This window comes from Robertkochia aurantiaca (assembly GCF_020166495.1).
Classification (GTDB): domain Bacteria; phylum Bacteroidota; class Bacteroidia; order Flavobacteriales; family Flavobacteriaceae; genus Robertkochia; species Robertkochia aurantiaca.
Window position 1 is genome coordinate 191,376 of record NZ_JAINZS010000006.1, and the last position, 21,270, is coordinate 212,645.

The 21,270-nt window shown below is 45.9% G+C and carries 21 protein-coding genes; 5 read left to right on the forward strand and 16 right to left on the reverse strand.

All coding sequences use genetic code 11. The annotated features are described in order from the left end of the window. Window positions 1-13: 13 nt before the first annotated feature. From K7R10_RS12085 to K7R10_RS12095, 3 genes are read right to left on the reverse strand one after another with little or no spacing between them, the layout of a single operon-like run. On the reverse strand, window positions 14-760 hold the full coding sequence (locus tag K7R10_RS12085; RefSeq protein ID WP_224484977.1) for a uroporphyrinogen-III synthase: 747 nt from the start codon (window positions 758-760) through the stop codon (window positions 14-16). Between the two features lie 14 nt (window positions 761-774). Further along, window positions 775-1,431, reverse strand: coding sequence for a DUF4271 domain-containing protein (locus K7R10_RS12090; RefSeq protein ID WP_224484978.1), 657 nt, complete (start codon window positions 1,429-1,431; stop codon window positions 775-777). Next, window positions 1,428-3,110, reverse strand: coding sequence for an ArnT family glycosyltransferase (locus tag K7R10_RS12095; RefSeq protein ID WP_224484979.1), 1,683 nt, complete (start codon window positions 3,108-3,110; stop codon window positions 1,428-1,430). Before K7R10_RS12095 ends, K7R10_RS12090 begins: the two co-directional genes overlap by 4 nt. Window positions 3,111-3,239: 129 nt before the next feature. On the opposite strand from K7R10_RS12095, the gene K7R10_RS12100 reads away from it, so the two are divergent. Genes K7R10_RS12100 through K7R10_RS12110 form a run of 3 tightly spaced genes read left to right on the forward strand, consistent with a single transcriptional unit; the run spans window position 3,240 to window position 5,737 of the window. Continuing rightward, window positions 3,240-4,022, forward strand: a complete 783-nt coding sequence (locus K7R10_RS12100) for a polyprenol monophosphomannose synthase (protein ID WP_224484980.1) — start codon at window positions 3,240-3,242, stop codon at window positions 4,020-4,022. Beyond that, entirely contained in the window at window positions 3,982-5,319 is a 1,338-nt protein-coding gene (locus tag K7R10_RS12105; RefSeq protein WP_224484981.1) for a dihydroorotase, read from the forward strand. The genes K7R10_RS12100 and K7R10_RS12105 overlap by 41 nt, the downstream gene beginning before the upstream one ends. A gap of 4 nt (window positions 5,320-5,323) precedes the next feature. After that, on the forward strand, window positions 5,324-5,737 hold the full coding sequence (locus K7R10_RS12110) for a DUF4296 domain-containing protein (RefSeq protein WP_224484982.1): 414 nt from the start codon (window positions 5,324-5,326) through the stop codon (window positions 5,735-5,737). Between the two features lies 1 nt (window position 5,738). Here K7R10_RS12110 and K7R10_RS12115 read toward each other — a convergent pair whose 3' ends face one another. Then, complete coding sequence (locus K7R10_RS12115) at window positions 5,739-6,797, reverse strand: NAD-dependent epimerase/dehydratase family protein (protein ID WP_224484983.1); 1,059 nt, start codon at window positions 6,795-6,797, stop codon at window positions 5,739-5,741. A gap of 49 nt (window positions 6,798-6,846) precedes the next feature. Here K7R10_RS12115 and tyrS point away from each other — a divergent pair, with 49 nt between their 5' ends. Then, on the forward strand, window positions 6,847-8,163 hold the full coding sequence (gene tyrS, locus K7R10_RS12120; protein ID WP_224484984.1) for a tyrosine--tRNA ligase: 1,317 nt from the start codon (window positions 6,847-6,849) through the stop codon (window positions 8,161-8,163). Between the two features lie 252 nt (window positions 8,164-8,415). On the opposite strand, the gene K7R10_RS12125 is transcribed toward tyrS, so the two are convergent. The 8 genes from K7R10_RS12125 to K7R10_RS12160 all read right to left on the reverse strand — a co-directional run bounded on the left by K7R10_RS12125 (window position 8,416) and on the right by K7R10_RS12160 (window position 18,050). Next, window positions 8,416-10,182: a MutS-related protein gene (locus K7R10_RS12125; RefSeq protein ID WP_224484985.1), complete on the reverse strand. Its 1,767-nt coding sequence runs from the start codon at window positions 10,180-10,182 to the stop codon at window positions 8,416-8,418. Between the two features lie 66 nt (window positions 10,183-10,248). Continuing rightward, window positions 10,249-10,443 carry a 30S ribosomal protein S21 gene (rpsU, locus tag K7R10_RS12130; protein WP_224484986.1) on the reverse strand — a complete coding sequence of 65 codons (195 nt, stop codon included), beginning with the start codon at window positions 10,441-10,443 and terminating at the stop codon, window positions 10,249-10,251. 116 nt (window positions 10,444-10,559) lie between these two features. Next, window positions 10,560-11,402, reverse strand: coding sequence for a hypothetical protein (locus tag K7R10_RS12135; protein WP_224484987.1), 843 nt, complete (start codon window positions 11,400-11,402; stop codon window positions 10,560-10,562). Between the two features lie 134 nt (window positions 11,403-11,536). Beyond that, the gene (locus K7R10_RS12140; RefSeq protein WP_224484988.1) at window positions 11,537-12,793 is read right to left on the reverse strand and encodes an NAD(P)/FAD-dependent oxidoreductase; all 1,257 of its coding nucleotides are present in this window, start codon (window positions 12,791-12,793) and stop codon (window positions 11,537-11,539) included. Between the two features lie 2 nt (window positions 12,794-12,795). After that, on the reverse strand, window positions 12,796-13,806 hold the full coding sequence (locus tag K7R10_RS12145) for a 4-hydroxyproline epimerase (RefSeq protein ID WP_224484989.1): 1,011 nt from the start codon (window positions 13,804-13,806) through the stop codon (window positions 12,796-12,798). Window position 13,807: 1 nt separating this feature from the next. Then, window positions 13,808-15,550 (reverse strand): DUF885 domain-containing protein, encoded by a 1,743-nt coding sequence (locus tag K7R10_RS12150; protein WP_224484990.1) that lies wholly within the window; start codon window positions 15,548-15,550, stop codon window positions 13,808-13,810. 2 nt (window positions 15,551-15,552) lie between these two features. After that, window positions 15,553-17,118 (reverse strand): aldehyde dehydrogenase (NADP(+)), encoded by a 1,566-nt coding sequence (locus K7R10_RS12155; protein WP_224484991.1) that lies wholly within the window; start codon window positions 17,116-17,118, stop codon window positions 15,553-15,555. Between the two features lie 11 nt (window positions 17,119-17,129). Further along, a complete protein-coding gene (locus K7R10_RS12160) occupies window positions 17,130-18,050 on the reverse strand; it encodes a dihydrodipicolinate synthase family protein (protein ID WP_224484992.1) in 921 nt (306 codons plus the stop codon). Window positions 18,051-18,186: 136 nt separating this feature from the next. On the opposite strand from K7R10_RS12160, the gene K7R10_RS12165 reads away from it, so the two are divergent. Then, on the forward strand, window positions 18,187-19,050 hold the full coding sequence (locus K7R10_RS12165) for an AraC family transcriptional regulator (protein WP_224484993.1): 864 nt from the start codon (window positions 18,187-18,189) through the stop codon (window positions 19,048-19,050). 90 nt (window positions 19,051-19,140) lie between these two features. Here K7R10_RS12165 and K7R10_RS12170 read toward each other — a convergent pair whose 3' ends face one another. The 4 genes from K7R10_RS12170 to K7R10_RS12185 are packed head-to-tail and all read right to left on the reverse strand — an operon-like array spanning window position 19,141 to window position 21,267. After that, window positions 19,141-19,509, reverse strand: coding sequence for an MmcQ/YjbR family DNA-binding protein (locus K7R10_RS12170; RefSeq protein ID WP_224484994.1), 369 nt, complete (start codon window positions 19,507-19,509; stop codon window positions 19,141-19,143). A gap of 3 nt (window positions 19,510-19,512) precedes the next feature. Next, on the reverse strand, window positions 19,513-20,169 hold the full coding sequence (locus K7R10_RS12175; RefSeq protein WP_224484995.1) for a DUF4230 domain-containing protein: 657 nt from the start codon (window positions 20,167-20,169) through the stop codon (window positions 19,513-19,515). Next, complete coding sequence (locus tag K7R10_RS12180; RefSeq protein ID WP_224484996.1) at window positions 20,166-20,519, reverse strand: DUF4260 domain-containing protein; 354 nt, start codon at window positions 20,517-20,519, stop codon at window positions 20,166-20,168. Before K7R10_RS12180 ends, K7R10_RS12175 begins: the two co-directional genes overlap by 4 nt. Beyond that, window positions 20,503-21,267, reverse strand: coding sequence for a cyclase family protein (locus K7R10_RS12185; RefSeq protein WP_224484997.1), 765 nt, complete (start codon window positions 21,265-21,267; stop codon window positions 20,503-20,505). The genes K7R10_RS12180 and K7R10_RS12185 overlap by 17 nt, the downstream gene beginning before the upstream one ends. Window positions 21,268-21,270: the final 3 nt, after the last annotated feature.

The window sequence follows — 21,270 nt, forward strand, 5'->3', positions numbered from 1 at the left end:
AAGTGTATGTGATTTATTTTTTGTTCACTTTGGCGATATACTTTTCCAATGCCATTGTCATGGAAGGTGTATCGGGGGTCGGAGCTTCGATATCGATTCGCAGACCCGCCTGAGTGGCAGCCTTCACAGTGGTATTCCCGAAAACAGCGATACGGGTATCATTCTGTTCGAAATCAGGGAAATTCTTCATGAGCGACTCTATTCCTGACGGACTGAAAAACACAAGTATATCATAATATACGTTTCTCAGGTCAGACAGGTCGCTGATCACGGTTTTATAAAGAATGGCTCTTTTCCAATCAACCTTGAGTTCATTAAGAATTTCCGGTACTGAAGGCTTCAGCACATCTGATGAAGGTAAAAGAAATTTCTCGTCCTTATATTTTTTGATCAGTGGAGCCAGGTCCTGGAATGTGCGTTTCCCTACATAGATCTTACGCTTGCGGTATACTACATATTTCTGCAGGTAATAGGCGACAGCCTCAGACTGGCAAAAGTATTTCATGGTATCAGGAACCTTGAAGCGCATTTCTTCGGCTATCCTGAAAAAGTGATCGACCGCATTTCTGCTGGTCAGAATGATAGCAGTGTACTGATTGAGGTCGATCTTTTGTTGCCTCACCTCTTTTGCTTCCACGCCTTCGACATGAATAAATGGACGAAAATCAACTTTAATCTTTTGTTTTTCAACAAGTCTTGAATAAGGTGAATTTTCCACTTTAGGCTCGGGCTGGGAAACTAAGATGGTCTTAACTTTCATAGGGTTCTATTAGTTTAAGCCTTATCTAAAAATAAAAATTTGATCAAAATTAAATAAGGGGCTATTTCTAGCGCGCAAAGATACAAAATAAAATAAAAAACGTGCCTGGAAATTGATTTTTGATGATTTCGTAAAGTGAGTCCTAAAGTCAAGATATTTAGGCAGATAAATGCAATAATCCCTCCTGAAATTATGAATTTATCATTCAGCTCGCTATACAGATAAAAGGCTGAAAATGGGAGCATGATCAGGGCCAGAAGATTGCGATAAGTAAGCTTGTGAAACTGATAGCTCTCTGCAAATGAGCTGATACTGAAGATGGCTGCAATGGTCTTTTCAAGGTAGGTTTTAAACAGGATGAAAAGCATCAGAAATGCGATGATCATGAGCGGACCGTAGGCAATGCTGATATCGAAATAATCAAGGCAGCAATAGAAAAAGAGGCCGAAACTGACCACCTGTGCCAGGAAAAGCAGGAGATTGAACCGATCGCTTACGGTAGAGCTTTCCTTGCTGTACAATTTCAAAAAACGATAGGAAAGAAAAAGGCCTATGAATGAATTGAACTTGCTTTCGTTACTGCTCTTGGCAACTGCTATCAGGACCAGAGCTCCAACCAGAAGCAGGGTTTCAAGGGTGTGTGGTTCTATGTGCCGTATTGCCGGATTCATCTTACGGTATACTTTATGAGATTACCCTGAAAGCCTGCAGGAAACCCTAACTCTGCGATGCCAAATCTGAGAAATGCCGTTTCTTCGGGTACAGTTGATCCCTTAGGAAGCAGTGTAAAGGCTTTGCTTTCGCCGGGATTTAGTATGCCATCTCCTTCCGGGCTGACCGGGATAGACCGTATCGGGGTCTGGTACTGATTCAGGGCAACGAGCTGAATGTTGAGATCGCTGAGATTTACGGAGCGGTCGTACGGATTGGATACCACTGCCTCAAAGCTTTCAGGCAGGGATCCATTCGACCCTTCTGCCTCTTTGCTTTCGGTTACGAACTGAATTTTTTTATGGCTCTTAAAGTTAGTTATGACGGGGCCCTTCCAAATCGCATTTCTGAAATCTCTTTTCACGCCTATCATGCTGTCAAGAGACACGCGTCGGCTCAGGAGTACCACCTCACGTCCCTGCAATGCGAATTCACTGCTGTCAAGGTCATACTGGTTTTTTCTGAAGTGCATATCATTGAAAGAGACCGCCTCGGCTTGTGCGTAATAACCATACATGCTGGCATCACGGTATGAATTATGAAAGATGACCGGCAGCTCACCTGCCTGAGCTTTCAGTTCGCCGGTCCATTCTTTATTATGATGTGTTTCGAATGGGAAGAAGGATAAAGAAGGGAAGGCGATGGCTAGTCGTACGTAAAATAATATGATGACCGCTGCCAGACTGGTTCTCCAGAGCCATTTTCGATATCTGAGATGATCATAGGCATATCTGAAGCCAAAATAAATAAGGGGAAAGTACAACAGGTTCACCCATTGGGCCTGGGTTCTTCTTGAGAAGCTGGAGATCAGGAAAAAGACAAAGACCCCGTACCCCAGAAACCTCAGAGCTCTGTCGAATGCTTCTTTTCCCGGTTTTTTGAAAAACGCCCAGTATACCAAAGGAAAACTGAGACCGCCTATCGCGATGCAGTTCAACAGGTAATGCAGGGTATATTCGACTTTATAGCGGTTATTGGCGCGTTCTATGAGATGGTAGCGTACAGGGGCGAAATCATTTTCTATCAGCCACCAGAGATGGGGCAGATAGAGGGCAAGTGAAAGTGCTATGGCTGCCCAGAATTTGGACTTCCCAAGTATTTTAAGGTTTGAAAGTATCACCAGGCCTATCAACAAAACTCCGTGATATTTGCTGTACATCACCCCGGCCATGGCAATGGCGAGACAGATAACAGCTATTCGGTCTTCGGTTTGCAGGAACCTTTTGTAGCCGTACAGGAAAAGTGCGGCAAAGAATAATAATGGGGTATCGGGAACCATAAAGAAGCCGTAGGCAGCAAGCAACGCCTGACTGCTAATAAAAAAGACGAACAGCCAGATATATTTGTATTTTCGTTCGTCATCAAAGAGTTTCCAGATCAGAAATACAGTGGCGCTGTAGAGAAAAGGAGCCAGTAGCCTGATGCCTGTTTCTGCTTCAGAGAAAAGCCTTCCCAGCCATACCATAAAAGCGGTCATGGGAGGGTGATCAAAATACCCCCAGCTGAGGTTTTCAGAGAAATACCAGTAGTAGGCTTCATCGAACAAAAGTTCTGTGATGCCTGTTTGTACCAGGTTAACCAGGGTGGCAATCATCAGGAAGCCGTAGAGAATGAATTCGGCAGATTTCTTCGTGGGCATTTAACGCTTTTTAAGGGCAAAAGTACTCATTCTGACGTAATGGAAATCAGCTGAGGCTGTTGAAATTTTTAATTATGTAAGCCTTTACAGTGTATTAATGTTATTTTTGTGACGCAAATAATAACCGGAATGTCATCAGATAGTTTAGTCATTATTCCCACCTATAACGAAATTGAAAACGCCGAGGATATTATCCGGGCGGTGTTTAAGTTGAAGAAAGACTTCCATATTCTTATAGTCGATGACAATTCGCCTGACGGGACCGCCGCTAAGGTCAGAGAACTGCAGGAAGAGTTTGCAGGGCGTCTTCACCTGGAGGTTCGCATGAAAAAGGAAGGCCTGGGTAAGGCTTATATTCATGGATTCAAATGGGCGCTTGAGCGGGATTATGAATACATCTTTGAGATGGATGCAGATTTCTCGCACAACCCCGGAGATCTTCTGAGGCTATACCGGGCGATCATACAGCAGGAAGCGCATGTTGCCGTTGGCTCCAGGTATCTGAAAGGCGTGATCAATGTGGTCAACTGGCCTTTAAAAAGGGTTTTGTTATCTTATGGAGCCTCCTTCTATGTGCGAACCCTGACCGGTATGCCTGTTTACGATCCTACAGCCGGTTTTATTTGTTATCACAGAGATGTGATCGCTTCACTTGATCTTGATAGTATTCAATTCGTTGGGTATGCCTTTCAGATCGAGATGAAGTTCAGGGCCTATAAGAAGGGCTTCAAGATAATCGAGATCCCCATCATCTTTAAAGACCGCGAAAAAGGGCGTTCCAAAATGAGTGGGAAGATAATCAACGAGGCCATTTTCGGAGTGATCTCGATGAAATGGCATAGTATAATCGGTAAAAAATACAGTTGGAATCATGAGCAGCGTGCTGATAAAGAATGCGATCCTCATCAATGAGGGAGAAAAAAAGGAAGCTGACCTTCTCATTAAAGGTGAATATATCGAAAAAATTGGTTTGGGTCTCTCGGCAGAATCTGCCGACCGGGTGATCGATGCAGCGGGTTCTTACCTGATGCCCGGAATTATCGATGACCAGGTGCATTTCAGGGAACCGGGACTGACCCATAAGGGAAATATAGCCACTGAGAGCCGCGCCGCGGTGGGTGGAGGGGTAACCTCGTTTATGGAACAACCCAATACCAACCCCCAAACGGTAACCATTGAACGTCTGGAAGAAAAAATGGCCATTGCTGCCCGCACTTCCTTTGCCAACTATTCCTTCAAGTTCGGCGGAACGAACGATAATCTGGAAGAGTTAAAGCGCCTTGATCCTAAAGCCTGTTCAGGGGTGAAGCTTTTTTTGGGGTCTTCAACCGGAAATATGCTGGTCGACGATGAAAAGGTGATAGAAAGTATTTTCAGCAATACCAATATGGTGATTTCGGCTCACTGTGAAGATGAAGAAACCATCAGGAAGAATCTGGAATATTATAAGGAGAAATATGGAGATGACATCCCGATCGGGCTCCACCCGGTTATAAGAAGTCATGAGGCTTGTTACCTTTCTTCTTCAAGAGCCATTGCCCTGGCAAAAAAGACCGGAGCGAGATTACATGTATTCCATCTTTCCACGGCTGTGGAGACCGGTCTTTTTGACAACAGTATTCCACTGAAAGATAAAAAGATCACAGCCGAAGTATGCACCCATCATTTATGGTTCAATGACCAGGATTACGCTGATAAAGGCACCCTTATTAAATGGAACCCGGCAGTCAAGGGGGAAAAAGACCGCCTGGCCTTGTGGGCGGCTCTGTTAGATGACCGTATCGATGTGCTGGCGACCGATCACGCGCCCCATACCCTGGAAGAAAAACAGAATCCCTATACCAAGGCTCCTTCAGGCGGACCCCTCGTTCAGCATACGCTCAATGCGATGATTCAGAAGCATAAGGAAGGAGTGATCTCAATGGAGAAACTGGTTGAAAAAATGTGTCATAGCCCGGCTATCTTATTCGATGTTGAAAAGAGAGGGTATTTGCGGGAAGGGTATTTTGCCGACCTGGTGCTGGTAGATCCGAACAAAAGCTATACGGTTAGCAAAGATAATATCGCCTATAAATGCGGATGGTCACCTTTTGAAGGGGTCACCTTCGACTCTGTGGTTACACATACTTTTGTGAACGGACACCTGGCCTATGAAAACGGAAAATTCTCTGAAGAGCAGCATGGTAAACGACTAACCTTTGAACGTTAAGCTGATGAAACGATCGATCCTTTTAGGTCTGACGCTGATATTCGCCGCCTGTTCAGAACCTTTGGTGGAGAAACCGGAAAACCTGATTCCCCCCGATAAAATGACCGACATCCTGTACGACGTAGCCATACTCGATGCAGCAAAGGGTACAGGGCTTACCACTCTGGAAGAAAACAATATTGTACCTGATACCTATATCTATACGAAATACGATATAGACAGTCTGCAGTTTTCCAACAGCAGTGTTTATTACGCTTCGGTAAAACCTACCTTGTACGCCGGGATGTTCGAATCGGTCGAAAAACGGCTGGTTACTCTCAAAGACAGTATCGACCAGGCATCGGTGCAAAAAAGAGAAGAGAATCTTAAAAAGCGGGAAGAAGTGGATTTGCCCGAAATAAAAGATTCTTTACAATAAGCTAAGAATGGCCTGCGATACGACGCAGGGTAAATGACAGGGGATTAAAAACGATCCCCGTCGCTTTTTTGAGTTTGAGGGAATCGTAGGCACTGGTAGTACTGAGGGCTTTAGCAGTATTACTGCTTATTTTGCGTTTGGTTCCGGTGAGTTTACTTCGCAGCCAGTCCAGTCGCCACATTATTGATAACAGCCAGTCTGGCAAAGGTTTTTCAGGGGCAGGTTTCTCATATATTTCGGCTGCAAGGCTGAGGAATTCTTCGTAAGTACGGTTTTCACCAACAGCGATAAAGCGTTCATTTTTGATCTCAGATTCGGTACAGTTCACCATAGCCCAGACCACATCTTTCACATCGACAAAGCCGGTGCCTCCTTTTGGATAGTACCGAATTCTTTTGTGTATTACATTTAAAATTCTATCAGTGCTGCTGTGTTTTCTGAAACTTTCTCCCAATACCACCCCGGGATTGATGATCACTGCGGGCAGACCTTCCTGGGTACCGCGCCACACTTCCATTTCGGCGCCGTATTTTGTAATGGCATAGACGTTGTTTTCCTCCTCGGAGTTCCAATGCGATGACTCATCGATAAAATCGCGGTTGGCAAGCTTGCCGAGGGTGGCGATCGAACTTACAAAACAGAGTTTCTTCACCCCGGCATCGAGGCAGCAATTCACAATATTCGCAGTACCTTCGATATTGATCTTCCTAAGGGTATGATAGTCACCGGGATCAAAAGAAACAAGTGCGGCGCAATGGTAGCAATGGGTGACTCCCTGCAAGGCTTCCTGGAGGGTGATAATATCATTGAGATCAGCCCTGAACCATTCTACTTGTTGCAGGCTGGCTGTCTTTCCTTCTTTTTCGAACAAACGTTCTGTGTAGCTGATATGTTCGCTGTTGCGGTAGATCGCCCTGACAGGGATCGATTTCTCTGTAAGTTCCAACAGCAGATGCGAGCCAATAAGCCCGGTTCCTCCGGTCACTAGAATCATAGGAGCGAAAATACGAATATTTGTACGCATACCCAGCTCTAAAGGGAAGAAGTGAAACTTCTTCAATTGAGCAATTGTTTTATCTTTGCCCAAATTCAAAAAATCGATCGTATTCATGGCAGAAAATCTAGTAGAAGAATTGCGTTGGAGGGGACTGATTCACGATATCATGCCCGGAACTGAAGAATTGTTGAAATCGGAAGCAACGACCGCCTATATCGGTTTTGACCCCACCTCAGATTCTCTGCACATAGGGAGCCTGGTTCCAATTATTTTACTGGTGCACCTGAGAAAATTCGGCCATAAGCCTATCGCCCTGGTTGGTGGCGCTACCGGAATGATCGGAGATCCAACCGGCAAATCTGATGAACGTCAGCTGCTGGATGAAGCGACCCTTGCCAACAATGTAGAAGGTATTAAGGGCGTGCTTTCGCGCTACCTCGATTTTCAGGCTGAAGACGCCCAGGCGCCTGTGCTGGTGAATAACTATGACTGGATGAAGGAGTTCAGTTTCATAGACTTTGTGAGAGATGTAGGAAAGCGCATCACCGTAAACTACATGATGGCCAAAGATTCAGTCAAAAAACGTCTTAGTGCCGATTCCGGGGTGGGCATGTCGTTCACAGAATTCACCTATCAGTTGATTCAGGGGTACGATTTCTACCACCTGTACAAGGAATATGATTGTAAGCTCCAGATGGGAGGAAGCGATCAGTGGGGCAATATCACCACCGGGACCGAACTGATAAGAAGGATGACGGCTGCGGAAGAAGGAGAAGAGTCTGCCAAGGCTTTTGCCATGACCTGTCCGCTGATCACCAAGGCAGACGGATCGAAGTTCGGGAAGTCTGAGGGAGGTAACGTCTGGCTGGATTCCGAAAAGACCTCTCCCTACAAATTCTACCAGTTCTGGTTGAATACTTCTGATGAAGATGCAGAGAAGTACATTAAAATATTCACCTTTCTCGATCAGAAAACCGTTGAATCGCTTATTGAAGCTCACAGGGCAGAGCCGCACCTGAGACAATTACAACGCAGACTGGCCGAAGAGGTGACCACCTTCGTGCATTCGGAAGCCGATCTTGAGAATGCTGTCAAAGCCTCAAATATTCTTTTCGGAAAATCGACCTCCGAAGAATTAAAGACTCTGGATGAAAAGACCTTCCTCGATGTTTTTGAAGGAGTACCGCAAGCCGATATTGACCGTTCAGAGCTGGAAGAGGGGATCGATATGATCGCCGCTCTTGCGGTTAAAAGCGATTTTCTGAAATCGAATGGTGAGGCGCGAAGAGCTTTGAAAGAGAACTCTATTTCGGTCAATAAGGAAAAGGTGAAGGAAGATAAGATGCTTACGCCAACCGACCTGATCAACGATAAATTCATACTGCTGCAACGCGGGAAGAAGAACTATTTTGTACTTAGAACAGTTTAATGTTGCTGAGTGAGGTAGTAGGGTAGATACGTCTTTGCGAGCCCCGGACTTCCGGGGCGAAGCAATCTTTTTGAAGAATAACGATACTCCGCTCCTGCAGAGCTTTTGCTCCGTGGTAAGCTAAGCACAAAAGAGTTGTTCTAATCCAATTAAGCTTTCCTTACCGGTCGGAAGACAGGTTCCGGTATCCTATTCCTCATGGTATGCTGAGGCTGCGAAGTCGGAGACTTCGTTGAGCGAAAAGACGAATGATCAAACGATACCCATCTTACTGAGCAGAAAAGAGGCATTCATGTTGGTACAGATGCCTTTTCGCAATTTATAATCAAAAGACAGCTCGTCGTTCTTGATAGTGGCATCAAAGAAATAATTCTTTACTTCTTCCCGGTCTTTTTCGATCTCGCACAGGCTCAGATCATGAGTGGCGATGATACCTGTTGAATGCGTATCGGAAAGATACTCGACGAACTTGCGGGAGCCGATCGCCTTGTCCTTACTGTTGGTACCCTTCAGGATTTCATCGAGTATTACGAAATAATCCTGATCCTTCAGTTTTTCACGTATGCGTTTCAGGCGTTTGAGCTCGGCAAAGAAATAGGAGGCTTCGTCGCTGAGCGAATCACTGGTGCGCATACTTGTGATCAGTCTGATCGGATTATAGCTGAAGGAGCTGGCAAATACCGGCAGGCCTGTGTTAGCCATCACAATGGAAAGGGAGACGGTTCGCAGAAAGGTGCTTTTACCGGCCATATTGGCTCCTGTGATCACAAAGAATTCCCCGCGTTGAATCTCAATATCGTTCATTATCATTTTAGCTTCTGCTATCAGGGGATGTCCTAAAGTCGATGCACTTAATGTTATGGGTTCTCCGGTCAGTTCCGGAAAATGATAATGCTGATGGTTAAAAGCAAAGTTTCCAAAGCTGGAGTAGGTGTCGAACTCAGATACAGCTTCGAACCAGTTCAGTATCTCTTTCTGATGTTGCGATAGCCAGGACTCTATCCGGTAACCATTATAAAGGTCCATCTGGAAAAAAGCATTCCCAATGATTCCTACCAGCAGGTTGTTTCGCTGGTCAAGTGCATCAATGTATCGGGAGAGCTTTTTTAATAATATCCCGGCAGGATCACTTGCGTTCAGTTTTGCCTTCATTACAGTTAGTTTCTCAGCTTGGAAGCCGGTTTCTTCTATAAGGTTCAGCAGTTTGTAATACTGTGCAAAAATCTCCTGAGCAGCCGATACACGAAGGGATAAGGCAGTAATACGTCTGAAAAAGCTTCCTGAGATGAGGATACCAAAAATGAACCAGTAAACGACATAACTAGCAGGAAGAACGCTTGATATGGCGAGACTCAGCATCACGATACTTGCGATCGAGAATACCAGGGGAAGCCATTTGAGATTACCGGGCAGGGAAGGACTAAAACTTTTGATGCGCTCCAGAACTGCTTTCAGTTGCTCCTTGTTTTCCACCATCAGAGCAGTGGCCTGGAACTCTTGTCTCCAGTCTGATTTTTCTGAAAGTTCTTTTATGGCCTCCTGTCGATCAGCGATACCTGAGGGGTCATTCTTCAGTAAAAGTTCAGCCAGCCCTGATCTGCCGCTCAGGGTTGCGGTACGATTGAGATATTGAAAGAAGGAGGCTTTTCCGAAAAGATCGATATCATGACTGAAGTCATGAGAGGGGTCAATAAATTCCTCCCCGGCATCCAGATGGTGAAAGTTTTTCTGTAACACCTGCAGCTCGGTTTCATTGATGCGGATGAGATGGTCGGTTTTGTCTCTCTCGTATTTCTGGGATTGGTAGCGCTTGACAAGGTACAGAAATATGCCTAAGCCGACAACGGCTCCCGGGATCCAGAAAGCCGGTAGGTCAAAGAAATAATAAACAAAAATGGCAGTGCCTGCAAAAACGAACAGTCGGAGAACACTGGTATATCGCAATGCTCTTCCGACTGTTTGTCTTTGTTTTTTGTAATGTTCCAGGCGTTGCTGGTAATATTCAGCGGGTATTTGCATTCAGCTTTGGCTTTTTAAGGCCTTAAAGCTAAATAATTTTCAGAATGTCACACCGCCAAATGCAGCTTATTCTTCCTGGTTTCTCAGGTATTCAGCACGGTAAGCCGCTTTTTGACGAGTTTGTCTTTTTTCTTCAGACGGCTTGGTGTATTGCTGACGCTCTCGCAGCTGCTGCAATACCTTGGTGCGCTTATATTTTCTTTTAAATCTTTTTAAGGCTCTTTCTATGCTTTCGCCTTCTTTTACAACGGTTTTTAACATATACGGATATTTCTGTTTAAGCACATTATAAAAAAATATCTGAATTAAACTGTTAAAAACAAGCAAATTTTGATTTTGAAACTCGTAAACGAAGTCTTTACAGCCTGGTTTTCTCGCTATTTTCCTTCTTCAGTGGTAGATTGTAAAGGTTTTGATAGTTCATGTAAATATGAATAGAGATAGTCTTTATGTACTCCTGTGAAGTATTTTCTTCCCTTTTGATTCCAGGCTCTTCTTTCAGCTTCATCAGGCATAGCTTCCTCAAAAAGTTTTTCCTGATTTTCGGTAGCTTTATCCAGGTCAGCCATGGAAGCATATAGCCAGGCGTCTACCATTTCCCTTCGGTCGGCACCCCATGCATGCATGTGTGGGTAATAAGCCTTGACATAGTCGTTCTTTTTAACGAGGTTTTCGGTAAACCAATTGTGCATTTCCATGAATTCCTTTTGACTGCCATCCTCAGGGTAGGCCATATGATTAACGCGTACATACAAGACCATATCTTCTGTAGGGGCTGCACTCAGGAATTTGGCACCCGGCAGCATGGCATAGATCTCATCTGAATGAAAATCGTCATAATTGGAATTCAGCTCTTGCATAAAGGCTTTCCGTGAAGCTTCATCAGGCCAGGCCGTTTGTACAAGTTCATTGTTTTTCTTTTGGGCCAGGTCAATATCATTCCAATTATCGTACATGGTCACAAATACCAGTTCACGACTGTCGGGAGTGTAAAGATGCTGATAGACGGCCGTAGCTTTGATCAGATCATTTTTATTGATCACCTTATCGCGGTATTCTTTTTCCATCTCCATCCACTTGTCCATGCTAAAGTCTTCCTTATCCATGTTCCAATGCATGGTGGTAACCGTGATATACGGTTGATCCTGGGCCTTAATAAGGCCGGTGGCAGTGAACAGTAAGAACGCTGTAAGAGCTGCCAGATACCTGTTTGTTTTCATCTTTCTGAAATTATGGTTTGTTAAAACGATTAAGTTTCAGGAAGAATCGAGGGGTTCTGTTACAATTCAGAGAAGAAATTAATGCTTAAGGAATTCTTAAAATTACGAAATTAACAGTTATAAAAGACTCTAAATCAATAAAATGACCTTTCTGGGTGTAAGGCTTCCATGAAAAGAGGTGTTTCTTTATTATCGATGATCTCGCTTACCAGTTTCCCGGTGGCAGGCCCCAAACTCCAACCCATCATGGCATGTCCTGCAGCGACTACCAGGTTATTAATCTTACCGGGCCTCCCGACATAGGGGAGTCCGTCAGGGGTTACAGGTCGCAGTCCGCATTCAGCTTTATTCATGGCTTCCTGACTGATCTGTAATTCGGGATAATACCGTTTGATGGCATCGGCAATGGCTTTCACCCGCTCTTTTCGTATGTAATGATTGATTCCTGAGAATTCCATGGTTCCTGCCAGGCGGGTAAATCCTTTCATGGGTGTCAGCGCCACTTTTGATTCCATCAGAACGGCAGGATAATGAATAGAATCGATACCGGGTTCATTGATACGATAACCTTTTCCGGCCTGTACGAGCAGCTTGACGCCGGTTAGCGAAGCCAACTCCTGTGTCCATGCACCGGAGGCCAGCACGAATTCATCAGCCTCAAAGCGTAAATTGTTTGCGGTGGAGACCGCGGTAATGTTCTTTCCCGACCGTTCCATCCCGGTGACGGTCTCGTTTTTTACCAGGTTTACGCCCTTTTCTTCGAGATAGCTCGCCAGTTTTCCCATGATCTCACCCGGGGTGGTATGGGCGTCACATTCGTAATGTATCGCACCTTTTACATTCATCTCGGTGTCGGGTTCCAGGGCCTGGGTCTGCTCTTTGTCAAGAAGCCTGACTTCCAGTCCTTCATGGGCAGCTCTTTCAGCGACTTGTTTTTCTTTGTCACCAACTTCGTCAGATTGATAGAGCATCAACAGTCCTTTGCGTTCCCACTGAAAATCTCCCAGTTCTCCCGAGCTGTGCCATTGATCGTAGATCTCCTTGCTGAGAAGATTAAAATCTTTGATAACAGGGATAGAGCGTTCTACTTTATGCGGAGTTGATGATTTGTAAAAGGCCCAGGACCATTTGATGAATTCAGGGTCCAGGCGGGGTTTCATGTAAAACGGACTCGAAGAATTAAACATCCATTTCAATCCCTTGGTGATCATGCCCGGCGCAGCCAGGGAAATGATATGACTGGGAGTGATATACCCGGCGTTCACGAATGAAGCCCCCTGGTTTATCTCGCCTTTATCGATCACGGTCACCTGGTGTCCTTCGCGATTCAAAAAGTAGGCTGTAGAGAGGCCGACAATTCCGCCTCCGATAATGACAATTTTCTTTTGCATGGTCAGATCACTTGAAATCCCTCAGCAAAAGGATCATCATCGTCGATGATGATAGTGTTGAACCCGGTGATTCGGGCCCACCCCTTTATCGAAGGAATAATGGCTTTCTTTCCTGCTAAGATATATTCTTCTTTTATTTTTCCGGTAAAAACAGAGCCGATATAACTCTCATGAATAAATAAGTCTCCGGTTCTCAGCAGGTTGCGTTCATACCATTGTGCCATACGGGCTGAAGTGCCGGTACCACAAGGGGAGCGGTCGATCGCCTTATCGCCGTAAAACACGGCGTTTCTGCCTGATGAAGCGGTATCGAGAGGCTTTCCTGTCCACATGAGGTGGGTAACCGACCGAATCTTATCATGTTCTGGATGAACAAACAAATCGGGATATTTTTCATTGATGAGAGGTCGCAACTCCTGGCTGAGGTGTACTAATTGAGCTGCTGAATATGACTCGATCCCGCTAAATGAAGGTTGCGGATCAATAATCGCATAAAAATTTCCTCCATAAGCTACATCGAAACGCAGAGTTCCCAGTTGCGGACTTTCTACCTCCAGGTCGGCAGCAGCCAGAAATGAAGGCACATTTACAAGGGTGACACTGCTCACCCGGTCACCGTCCATTTCATAGGTGGCCTTCACCAGGCCGGCCGGCGTTTCCAGTCTTACCTGCCCCGGTATCTGTGGCCTGATGAGTCCCTCCTGAATGGCTACCGTGAGCGTGCCGATAGTGCCATGACCACACATGGGTAAACAGCCGCTGGTTTCAATAAAGAGAATTCCGGCATCATTCTCGTCGTGTTCCGGCGGATAGATCAGGCTCCCGCTCATCATATCATGACCCCGGGGTTCAAACATAAGTCCCTTTCTGATCCAGTCGTGGTGCTTCATGAATTCCAGACGCTTCTCACTGATTGATCTCGCCTTGAGGAAAGGCGCTCCCCCGGCAACCACCCTTACCGGGTTGCCACAGGTATGCGCGTCGATACAGAAAAATGATTTTTTATTCTTCACCTTAACCTTGTAATGGAGTTTGGGGTTGCTTTTTTTTGATGTAATCCTTCACCCGGTCTTCCAGGATCGGCAGCGTGACTGTGCCCTGCTCCAGGATGATCTCATGAAATTCTCTGATATCAAAATTCTCTCCAAGAGCTTCTTCGGCAGACTTTCGTAATTCCCGGATCTTGAGTTCTCCCATTTTATAGGATAGTGCTTGTCCGGGCCAGGCGATATAACGGTCGATCTCTGTGTTTACCTCATGCATGGAAAGGGCAGTATTTGAAGCCAGGTAATCGACAGCCTCCTGCCTTGACCATCCCATGGCATGTATTCCTGTATCGACCACCAGCCGGCAGGCACGCCACATCTCATAGGTAAGTTTTCCGAAATATTCATAGGGGGTTGTGTAAATACCCATCTCTTCAGCCAGGTTCTCGGTATACAGGGCCCAGCCCTCTCCATAGGCAGATAGGTACAGATTCTTTCTGAATTCCGGAATGCTGTCACCCAGTTCCCGGTTCAAAGACCCCTGAAGGTGATGCCCCGGTACCGCTTCATGAGCTGTGAGAGCTGGTAGTACGTACAGAGGACGACTATTCAGTTTATAGGTGTTGACCAGATAATATCCCGGTTGGGTGGGAGATGATGGCGGACTGTAACGACCGCCCGTATAGATCGGTGCCAGGGCGTCAGGAACTTTTTTTACCCCATAGGGCCTGCGGGGAAGTGTTTTAAAATAAGCCGGTAGTTTGGCATCGATGCGTTTTGCGATATCGCGTGCTTCCATTAACAGTGACTCCGGAGTTTCAGTGTAGAATTGCGGATCGGTGCGCAGCCAGGCAATGAACTGCTGAAGTCCTCCCTCGTATCCAAGAACGTTGATCACTGAATCCATGGCAGATCTTATACGGGCCACTTCACTGAGGCCTAATTGATGGATATCATCAGCACTATACTGCCGGGTTGTGGTGTAATAATCGATGCGGTTCTGGTAAAAACTTTTACCGCCGGGGGTTTCAGATATACCTACAGTGGTTCGGGTACCCGGAATATATTCTTCTTCAAAAAATTCCTTGATCAATTTAAAGGAAGGGACCACACTATCGCGAATCAGTTCCCTGGCTGCAGCTATAATGGAATCTTTTCTGACAGGACTTAAGGTGGACGGCAATTTTTGCACCGGTCTGAAAAAATCGCTGCTGTCAGGAATATCGACTATATGCCTGTCATAGGTAGGGGCGTAATTCTTAAAGATCACCTTTGGTTGTGAAAGACCCAGATGAAGTCCTTCTTTCAATAATACCAGGTGCTCTCTGGTAAATCTTGGAATGGCGGCAAGGACACTGAGGTATTCCTCAGCCTCCCCGGCTGTATTGATATCTCTGATGCGATAGTTGAGGTTCAGGTGAAATCCCTGGTCTGCCTGAATCGGATTCAGGTGCATATTATGAGTGAAACGGTCGATACGGTTCTGCAAAACAAAATGCAGCAGCTTCCATGATATCAGCTCGGTTTCATCCAGAGAAGCGGTATCGATCTCCTCCAGCCTTTTTAATTGTGTTCCGGCAAAATCAGCATCTTTTTTATAGATGACACTGTCAAAGCGACCCAGAGGATATTCGTCCCTTTCGTACAGTTTGAAGGTGTCGACCGTGGTGATCACACCTTTGAGCTCTTCTGCCGCATTGGAAGTTTTTTCAGCGTTGCAGCTGATGTATAAAAGGGTAAGAACTGCAAATGCAAAAACATATAACTTCATAATTAAACAGGATCTTTGGTTATCGTTCCATTGATATTTCTTAAAATTCCAAGAGGATTGGCATTCTTGAGTTCAGCAGGTAACAGTGAGTCAGGCCAGTCCTGATAGCTCAAAGGTCTTAGCCAGCGGTAGATGGCATCATGACCCACCGAAGTGAATTTATCATCGGTAGTGGCCGGGTAAGGGCCACCGTGGTGCATGGCTGCACAAACCTCAACTCCCGTAGGAACGCCGTTGAAAATGATACGCCCGGTACGGGCCTGTAATTTGCTGATAAGGTTTTTATGCTCGGCAACACTTTGTTCGGTTCCTATCACGGTAGCGGTTAATTGTCCTTCGAGTTTATCTACGACCGATTCCATCTCCTGAATGTCCGTACACCTGATCAGCAATGAACTGGGACCAAATACTTCATTATCGAGGATTTCATTTAGAAGAAAATCCCGGCCGGAGACACTGAAAAATGCGGGAATGCCGTCATTTGAATCCGGAGCTTTTCCCTTATCAGTTATTACTGAAACTCCTTTTTGCAGGGAAAGTAATTCCTTGTCAGATTCATAAGTGCGTTTGATGTTGGGGTGCAACATGGTTTGACGCCCTGCGTTTTCAAGACGGGAAGCCAGGGATTTGGCAAAGGTGTCGGTATGCTGACTGTCGGGAGCGATGATCAGCCCCGGATTGGTACAGAACTGGCCGCACCCAAGACTTACGGAGCCTGCAAGCAGAGAGGCCCAGTGTTCTGAGTCGTTCTCCCAGGCTCCCGGCAGCATTACCACGGGATTCACGCTTCCCATTTCGGCATAAACGGGAATCGGAGTGCTGCGCTTTTGGGCCAGTTCCTTAAGGCTTTTTCCGCCTTTGAAACTACCCGTAAATCCGACTGCCTTAATACCTTCATGGAGTACCAGTTTTTCGCCGACTTTATGACCTGAACTGTGCAGGTGTGAAAAAGTACCAAGAGGCAAGCCTGTTTCGGTGATGGCTTTTGAGATACAATGAGCCACTTTTTCAGAAGTGGCGGCATGGTACGGGTGACCCTTCACGATCACGGGACAACCGGCGGCCAGAGCGCTGGCTGTATCCCCGCCGGCCGTGGAAAAGGCAAAAGGAAAGTTACTTGCTCCGAATACAGCTACAGGACCAAGGGGAGCCAGGGTTTTTCTGATGTCGGGTTTTGATTCAGCCGTGTTGATGACTGCTCTTACCCAGGAACCTTCCCTTAACAATTCAGCGAATAAGCGAAGCTGGTTGATGGTTCGGTTCAGTTCGCCCGTGGCACGCCCTTCCGGCAGGCCGGTTTCCTGCATATACAGGTTACAGAGCTCCTTTTGTTGATCCTGTAATTCTTTCGCTATGTTCTCCAGCAGTAATGCCTTTTTCTCCCCGGTTGTTTCCCTGAGGATGTCAAAGGCCTTACCGGCCTCTTCAACGGCTTTTTCTATTTCGCTTTCCGTGGCTTCGCTGAACTCGTATTCCAGGGTGTCATTACTCGCCGCGTTTAGGGTTTGAAAACGAGTATTACCCCTGGCTGAAAGTTCTCCTGCAATATGATTTTTTCCCGTGATCATGTGTTGAATATTTAACTTCTAATGTAACGATAATCAGGTAATTCAGGTCTGGCTTTCAGCGCTGAATCGATAATGTGTTGTACCCGTTCTTTTTCAGGTCCTTCCAACGGCAGGCGGGGCGGTCTTACTGTTTCAGAACCCAACCCGACGGCTGCTTCTGCCATTTTTATGTTTTGAACCAATTGCGGATTGATGTCCAGTTCAAGCAGTGGGAGAAACCATCGGTAGATGGAAAGGGCTTCTTCATTTCTGTTCTGTTTAATAAGTTCGTAAATGGCTACGGTTTCCCGCGGGAAGGCACAGACCAGTCCTGCCACCCATCCATCGGCTCCCATCAACAGACTTTCCATCGCCAGGGTGTCGACACCACAGAGTATTTTCAACCGATCTCCAAACCGATTCTTGATGCGGGTGATGTTTGAGATGTCACGTGTAGACTCCTTTACTGCCTGTATGTTTTCCAGTTTCAGCAGGGTGTCGAACATATCAAGGGTCACTTCGATCTTATAATCGACCGGATTGTTATAGACCATAATGGGGAGGGAAGTGCATTGAGCAACCGCCTGAAAATAAGCAACGGTCTCCCGGTCGGTTGATTTGTAACGCATGGGGGGAAGCATCATAAGGGCATTGGCGCCTTCCTTTTCGGCTTTTTGTGCCGAATCGACGGCTTCAGCGGTGCTGGACTCAGCAATATTTATGATCACGGGAATCCGTTCACTTACCACCTCCAGAGTGGTTTCCAGAAGGGTTGATTTTTCATCAGGTCTCAGGGTGCTGGCTTCCCCAAGGGTACCTCCTAATATAATCCCGTGTACTCCTGCCTCGAGCTGCGCTTCGATATTTTTTCGGAACAAAGGGAGATCCAGTTTGTCATCTGTGGTAAACTTGGTGGTTACCGCCGGCATCACGCCTTTCCAATCGATCTTCATATTGTTGAGTTTTGTAATTACGAAATTAGGAGGGTGTAAGCCGAATTTTTGTCTTCAAATTAGCCATGAATGACTAAATATTAACTTGTTTGTTTGTGTTAAATCTTATATTAGTGTAATATTCAGATAGAGTTGAATGAAGATCTATCCCTTTAAAATCCCGAAACCCTCTGAGGAAAACCTGGTGATACAGGTTGATAAAGAGCGGGTGTTCTATGACAGGTTGCATCAGCACCCTGAGATACAGGTGAGCTACCTAAAGGAGGGGTACGGGAAATTATTGCTGAAGGATAACGTTCTCAGTTACCGTTCCGGGGACCTGTTTTTGATAGGAAGTGAGGTGCCGCACTTATTTCGTTCAGAACCCAGAGGTGATGAGGTATCTCATATGATCTCTTTTTTCCTGACGGAAGATGCTTTTGGAAAAGACTTTTTCAAGCAGTTGGAATTACGCGAACTCACGACCTTTTTTGAGAGAAGCAGGGAAGGTATGGTCCTGAGGAAGGAAGAGCACGAATTGGGAAGTGTTTTTGAAGGTTTGCCGGAAGGCGGTAGTCTCGATCAGTTTATAAATGTTTTACAGCTCATGAAGTCGCTAAGTAAACTGGAGGGAAAGCCGTTGAGTTTTTTGGGAAAAGGAAAGGGGCTTTCCAGTGTGGAAGGGAAGCGGCTTCAATTGGTTTTTGATCATGTGGTTCGTTATTTCAGGGAACCTATTTCACTCAGTGAGATCGCTAAGGTGGTACACATGACCCCTCATGCATTTTGCCGCTATTTTAAAAGCCGCACTAACAGGACCTTTTTTGAATACCTCATCCAGGTGCGTATTGAACACGCGCGGGAATTGTTGCTGGCAGGCGAGGAAAGTACGATAGCTGAGGTTGCTTATGCCTGTGGGTTCCGAACCCTGTCTAATTTCAATGGAAAATTTAAGGCACTCAATGGGATCACACCCCGGGAATTCCGAAGACGAAATTCCCATTTAAGAGGGGACGATTGATTCGCCTCTAAGTTGCTTGCTGCAGGCTCGGCATGGTTTTAACTGATAACCCTTTTAAGTTTCCTCTTTGGTTGAAATTCAATTTTGGATTCAAGGGGAAAATTCCCTGTTCTCCCGTATTTTTCGGGGAAGACTGTCTACTATGAGCCTGTAGGAGTGATCGATCAGCTCTAAAATGAGTTTCTGTGGAACATCAGCATTCAGGCTTACCGTATTCCAGTGAACCTTACTCATATGATAGCCGGGAACGATGCCTTCGTATTCCTCGCGAAGTTGCAGGGCTCTCTCCGGATCGCATTTCAGGTTGACCGATGCTTCTCCCGCCTCCCATTTTTTAAGAGAGGTCAGGGCGAACATCTTTCCGCCGACCTTAAAGACCAGGGTGTCGTTGTCAAAAGGAAACGATTCGGTGACTTCCTTTTTTTGCAGACAGTAGTCTCTGTAACTTTCGATGTTCATCTTCTATTCCTTTTCTATACTCTGAGCTTCTTTCCTGATCGCATCGATCTTCAGGTCGGTTTTTTCATCCAGCTCCAGGGCTGAATAATCGAGTTTCCATCCAATCGCCTGTACCATATTTTCGATCATCAATACCGCATCCAGGGCTTCCTTTTTGGCAGAATCGAGTAATCCGCTCTCAGGGATCTTGCTTAAAATATGTTCCTTGGCTTCCTGGTGCAGGGCCGACAGGTCATCGGTTTTGAACCAATTGAAAAGGCCTTCCTTGATATCATAATATTTTACATCGGGCTCGATGCTGATCACTTCAGGCTCGGGGAATGATTCCATGACGATGCGTTTTTGTGCCGCATCAGACCGCATTTCGATTTTCTTCAGATCAAAGCCTACATGAACCTTGGCGTTGATCACCACCAGGGCCTTTTTCTTGCTGCTGATGAGTCTGAGAAAACGTTCCTTTACATTTTCATATTGGTAGATCTCGGCAAACTCGCCCTCAACGGTGACCAGTTTACAAACGTTACGAATCTTTTCCAGCAAGATCACCGACTGCTTTTCGGTGATATCTCGTGAGCGTTTTTTTCTCAGCAACGAAAATAACCAGTACATGCCCAGCGCACCGAGCAGTAAACCGATCAGGATTTCTACTATATCATTCATTCACGTCCGATTTTCCCAAGATGGGTATTCTTAAAACTGTCGGGGTATTTGAGTCCGTAACCCAACATCCGGTCGAAGCAGCTATGACAGAAAATGATGAGTCCTGCCAGTTGCCATCCCCGGGATTCGAAATATAAACCTACGAAATATAGTAAAATGCCCAAACCTTTATGGTGCAGGATATTATAGGTAATGGCTCCTTTTCTGGTTCCGAAGGCATATCCGATCATTCCCATGTCGGGGAGCAGGAACAGTCCGGCGAACCACCACCAGGAGTAAGATAAGTGAGTGAAGAGGTACATGCCCAGGAGAAGCATGAACAGTTCTTCAATCTTAATGGTTGCTTTCATGGGTAAGGATTTTATATAGTAAAGGGCGGCTGGGGGCAGCATCGTTCTCGAAGGCTGCAGTCTGAAGGTTCAGCAAATAATTGCCGTCGATCACCTGGTCAGGCACAAAAACGAATTCAGTGATGGTGGCGTCCAGTCGCGGATTGCCCTCAACATCCCAGAATGCCTTATGCGCAACCAGCCTTCCTTCATCGCGTTCTTTATCTACTGAGGGAAGATCGACCAGGAGGTGTTTGATACCTTTTTCTCTTATAAATTCTGCGGCCGGACCTGAAAGGTAAGGCGGATTGGTATGAGAGTAGTGTCGTTGTTTTTTGTTTTCCTCGTTGGGCAGGGTACGGATGATCAGGGCTTCTGTCTCGACGTTTTCCAAAGCCTTCTTCAATTGGGAACGGGTAATGACTTTATCATCATCTTTGTTTTCCGGGGCAAGACTGATAAGCCGGGCTGTGAAGAAATACTGCTTCAGTAGCTGGTTGACCGAATAACTGGTCTCGGTAATGTGTCCGAGGCATTCTGTATGGGTGCCATGGGCGTGTGGATTGAACTTGATGCTGTTGAAATTGACAGAAGCTCCTTTTTTAACACTGCCTACAAAATCACCGTCGATCACCGGGCTGATCTCGGGAACCCCCACATACCAGGCGCTGAGGTTTTCATCTCCGTTCCTGATCGCGATCGAAATGTCGATAGGCTCTGAGAGGTCGGTTATAAATACTTTATTGTTGTGTTTGATGCTGGTTTTCAAGAC